This is a genomic window from Paraburkholderia lacunae, from assembly GCF_003353175.1.
Classification (GTDB): domain Bacteria; phylum Pseudomonadota; class Gammaproteobacteria; order Burkholderiales; family Burkholderiaceae; genus Paraburkholderia; species Paraburkholderia lacunae.
In genome coordinates, this window is sequence record NZ_QHKS01000073.1 from 1 (window position 1) to 5074 (window position 5074).

3 protein-coding genes are annotated in these 5074 nt (G+C 56.7%); 2 read left to right on the top strand and 1 reads right to left on the bottom strand.

Annotated elements, in window-relative coordinates:
* The first annotated feature begins 551 nt into the window (after nucleotides 1–551).
* The gene (locus DLM46_RS38645) at nucleotides 552–821 is read left to right on the top strand and encodes a type II toxin-antitoxin system Phd/YefM family antitoxin (RefSeq protein ID WP_115110305.1); all 270 of its coding nucleotides are present in this window, start codon (nucleotides 552–554) and stop codon (nucleotides 819–821) included.
* Entirely contained in the window at nucleotides 818–1147 is a 330-nt protein-coding gene (locus DLM46_RS38650; RefSeq protein WP_115110308.1) for a type II toxin-antitoxin system RelE/ParE family toxin, read from the top strand. The genes DLM46_RS38645 and DLM46_RS38650 overlap by 4 nt, the downstream gene beginning before the upstream one ends.
* A 615-nt stretch (nucleotides 1148–1762) precedes the next feature.
* Here DLM46_RS38650 and DLM46_RS38655 read toward each other — a convergent pair.
* Nucleotides 1763–4699 (bottom strand): Tn3 family transposase, encoded by a 2937-nt coding sequence (locus DLM46_RS38655; protein ID WP_115110311.1) that lies wholly within the window; start codon nucleotides 4697–4699, stop codon nucleotides 1763–1765.
* Between the last annotated feature and the right edge of the window lie 375 nt (nucleotides 4700–5074).

Sequence of the window (5074 nt, forward strand, 5' to 3'; positions counted from 1 at the left end):
ACAGCTCTGATTATCTATAGTTGGTCCGCCGGTGACCCCGAGACATCCGATCGTCGGCGGGCGAGCTGGATATAACCCGGAACTGTGTCTAAAAGCGCTTATCCTCTGCAGAGCATAAGCGCTCACCTTGTTCATACCCCGTCTAGAGGCTAGGAACAAATATCCGCAAGAACCGGGAACAGTTTTATGCAAACCAACGGGTTTTTCGAGTCCGTCGCTCATCGTGATTTATTGACTTGACATAACATAATTTATCAACAGGACTGGTATGTTTGGGACTGTTGCGTTTTTCGGGCATCCGGCGACGGTAGCTCAAGGCTTCCCGCCGGATTCTGCGCAACAGAAACGGCCACGCGTGCGACGCAACGGTTCCTGTTGGTTTTTCCNAAGGGTGCAGATACTTCATATGTGTCGCTGTTCGATGCGGATGCCCGGCCGCCCCGGCGCCGATAGCTCGCAGCGGGCGCCGCGCAAAGACGGTGCGCGCCGTGGACTGAAGACCATATTCGGACTAAAATCAGTCCGATTCGCGTTCATTGCAGGACTACACCATGAAGTTCTCGTCGCAGATCAAACCCATCAGCTACCTCAAAAGCCACGCGGCGCAGATCGTCAGCGAGATTGCGGAGAGCCGCCAGCCGCTGCTGATCACACAGAACGGCGAAGCGAAGCTGGTCGTCATGGACGTGCACAGCTACGAGGAACAGGAACAGACCATGGCGCTCCTGAAAATTCTCGCGATTGGCTCGAAAGAGATCCAGCAAGGGAAATTCAGGAATGTTGAAGACGTCTTCGCTGATCTGGACCGGTTCGAAGAATGACGCATCGGGTTGTTATCCTCGAGTCCGCAGAAGACGATATTCGTGAAATCCGACGCTACGTCGTCAGCCAGTTCGGTCAAAACACGTGGAGCCAGACCTGGTCGACCCTCAAACAGACGATTCGCCGGCTGGCTGACTTCCCTGATTCCGGCGGACGGGTCGACGAGTTGCGTGAACTGAACATGATCCAGTTTCGACAGGTAATCTCTGGCGCGAACAGGGTCGTTTATCAGGTTGCAGACGACATGGTCTATGTCCACGTCGTCTGCGACTCCCGCATGGATCTCACGGCCCTACTCCATCGACGCCTACTTCGATCCATTTAGCTTGGTCCGTGCAGGGCTGCGCCCTCTCCCTTCCGGATCAGAATTCACAACTCGTGCGCCTTCCGGCCTGAGTGTTTACGCCGACCGAAAATTGAGCCACTGGGGGTGCGGCAAAAATCTTGGACTCGTTTATGTTTATGCTGCGAGCCCAAGGCTCTCCCGGTATTCGAGGGGACTGCGTGAGCCAAGCCAGTCCAGCCTGCATTCATGCGAGTGCATGATCTGCTCGACTGGGTCCGGCCGGTTCGCCGGTGCCTTCCAGTCACCCGTCGAACTGCAGGGAACCTGCTGGCGCAGGTTGGGGTAATCGTACGAATCGTGTGAAATCTGGCGGTAGTCACTTGCAGAGCCGCTTGCAGCAAGGCTCGGCGGCTGGGGTGCCTTTGACTTTCATGCATTTTTCCGGTTAGGGGCACGTAAGCCTGGCGCGGGTTTGCCTTGTGGCCCTGTATAAATTGTCTTTCTAATCAATCGCCTGCTGACTACTCGTTTGAAGGACCCACATTTTGCGTGGATGACCATAGCAGCCCGGTGGCTCACTATGCAAAGCGTGAGGAAAAGCCGATATTGCAGACGCCGTCTGCAATATCGATTCAGTGGTCAGGACTCGACAGTTCAGGCGTGGCGACTGGCGGTCGAGGCCGGCAGATCACTCGCGAGACTCGGAAGGATTCGTCGCGCGTACCGAGCCACCGGGAAGTTGAACGTCCCGCGCAGATTGATGCCCTCCAGGTGGGTCGGCGCGATTCGCCTTAACTGTTCAGATTGCAGCGGCTGGCCCGTGGCAACCTGTAATTCGTCGAGGACGCGTTGCATGTGGGTGGTGTTCCACGCCATCAGGATATTGGAGAGAAGTGTCAGTGCGGAGGACACCGCCGACAGTGATTCCTGGCGTCGGGCCAGTTCAACGGGAATCTTGCCGATATGGATCGCGCGTTGAACGTTGTGTACGGCTTCACCGCGGTTCAACACATGCTGCAACTCGGTCCTGAATGCGGTATTTGTGAAATAGTCGATCAGAAAGATACTTCTGAACAGACGCCCGATGTGAACACCACCTTCGTACACAGCTTGCCCACGCGCCGCTGAGCAGAAGCGTGTGAGGGCGTCGACTGCGGTACATTTTCCAGAACGGATGGACGCGGCGATCCTAACAAACTCATCCCAGACATCCGCGATGAGATCGAGTCTGACATCGCGGTCAGTGACCGCGATAAGTTGCGGTGGGACTTCGTGCCTGCGGGGAACGTGAAGTCGACGGTCACGAAGATGCGACAGGCGAGGGCACAGATCAAAGCCTAGTGCCCGGGCCATGCCCATCGCAAAATCGGTGTACCCATGCGTATCGACTGCGAGGGCCGCGATATCCGTGGTTGCGCTCTGCCGAACGACACCTTCGATTGCCGCGCCCGCCTGACGCTCATTCAGCACAATGGGCTGATCGTAGAAGATGCCCCAACGATCCAGCACGTGGGTATACATTCCGATAGATGCGGTACGCCGCCGAGGATCAGCGCGAGCCTGCCAGACGGTACGCGTGGTCTCGAGTGACATCATGTCGGATGATGCAAGATCGGCGCGCCCCCAGTGAGCAGCAACGGGATGTTCATGCATGAATTCGAGGACGGCATCGGCTGCAAGCCGAAGCATTCTTTCATCCTCAAGTCGCTTCATCATCTGGCGGATAGCGGCCGGCGAAACTTCTGGAACCATCCGGGAAATGTCCGCAGCCGAGAGCGAAGTTCCGTGCGCCAGTACGGCCGAATACACCATCAGCAATTCGATCCGTGATCGAGGCTCGCGTCCCAGCAAGATCCAGCTGAAGCGTGTCGCGCTGTCAATTTCGAGGATGATCTCGGGTAACTGACCCGGCGGATGCGCTTCGAAGATAGCGCGTCTCAGGCGATCTGTCTCTGCGGTTTCGGGCTGGGCATCCAACGGATCGAGATGTACCGCCGTGTCGATCTGCACTGTACCGTCGTCCACTGCCTTGCCTAGCATTTCGAGGCGCTGATCGAGGTGTGCCAGAATCGGATCCAGAAACTCCTTAGGGTCCTGTGGCAGGCCAAGATGCCCATACAGATTATTCCGCTTTGTCGACCACTCCTCGGCTGGGATCAGCATGTGCGTCTGGCTGCGGAAAGCGAAGCTGTACCCGATAAAGATGGAGCCATTGCGCAGCGCGACCCGTAAGGCAAACAGGGTGGCCCATTCGAAAGCCACCATCGCCTTGAGGCGATCATACCCGTCGATCGCTTCGCGCCATGCCCGACCAAGCCGGACGTTCACGCCGTCGGGCAACAGATAGGCATGACGTCGATAGAGACCTCGAAGCAGGACAATTGCATCGAGGACCGGATGTGTCGTTTCCGCCTCAAACGGCAACTGCACGAGACGCATCAACAGATTGCGCGCGGAATGCCGTTTCAGAATCAGGCATTGACGGATCTGGCTGCGTCGGTTTGGCGTATGCGGATGCAGGACCTGGTCAGCCAGCACGCAAAGTTCAGTACGCAGATTTTCATGCGACAGCGATTCATCGGTGGCCAGTGCCTTTACGGCAGCAGCAAATTCATGGAGCTGATCGGCGGCCTTTACCCTCGCAGCGTCGACCTCACGGGACGCGTCGTTGACAACTTTCTGTACCCAGCGCCGAAGCATCAGAAGCACCTGGTCGGTCGCCGTACACAGGGCATATCGCATAAAACACGCTGCCTCCAGCCTTCGGCCGTGCGACTCGATCCGCTTGCTGATCGAAGGTGGCCGGCTGGCACAGCGACGCGCGTAGTGGCGTACGATCGCATCATTGCACTCGACCGGCCAGTTCACAGCCACGCCGTGCATTGTAAGCAGATTGATCTTGTCGAGCACTTCGCTCATCTGATGGGTCGATCCTCGAAGCGGAACGGCCCATAACCAGCGCTGCAGACTTGGATGGTCCCCATGCGGCTGGGGAAGAAGGCGCGCCCAGCTGTCCAGCTTGTCCGTGCCGAGCGCCTGCTGAAGCGCCTCGTGCAGTAGCGCCTCAATGTCATGCACCGCCTGAACGATGAACTGTCTCAACATGCGATCGGGCGGTATCACAATCCGGTGCTCGTAGAACCATCTTTTGAGGTCGCTCATTAGCTGGCCGCGCTCCGGGCGACCAGTGAGCTGTTCCTTGAGCCAACGGATGACGTATCGACGCTGGTGCTCTGCGATTGACCGGAAATTTACGACGGTTTGAGCGAAAATCTGATGATCGGACAGCGTTTTCAAGTTGCCATCGTAGATCGAACGAAGCGTCCCGACGTCAGGCGACTGTACACCCAGCTGCTGGCCGAGGTGTCGTAAGAGGACAGTGGGAATCTGCTTGTACGAGTCGAGCGCCCGACCTGTCATCCGTATGAACCCGACATGCAATGCCATGGCCAGCCGGTAGAGATCGGAGCGCCGCGAGTCGATGCTCGCGAGTTCGCGTCTGGAAAACGTAAAAAACGTATTGAGTTCGAATTCGCTGAGTTCGCGCGGTACCTGCCGGATCCCGAGATATGCCATTCGCCAGTGATCCATCTCGAGAGTTCCGCGTCGACGATGAAAGCGACCAAGCGTAGCGACGCAAAATCAGCCGCGCTACGGTAGAAATCTGGATAGCTGTCTCGGGTACAACGACTAAGGAAGGTGTCAGAACGCAGCACTCAGCGATTGCAGTTTTGTGCAGGTTCGTTGCGAGTTATGTCGACTTGAAATGAGCGCGAATCCATGGCAAGCCACTAATTTGACGTCATCTGCTCAAGCCTCGTCTACGTACTTAGGAATCCTATCAAATGTTGATTCTTGGCACCTACGGAAAGGTGTTGCGCAACAAAGGGAATGGCCAATGTCAGCGTTTATCGACGCCTGAGTAAAGTTTTGCAAGGAAAAACCAACAGGAACCGTTGCGTCGCA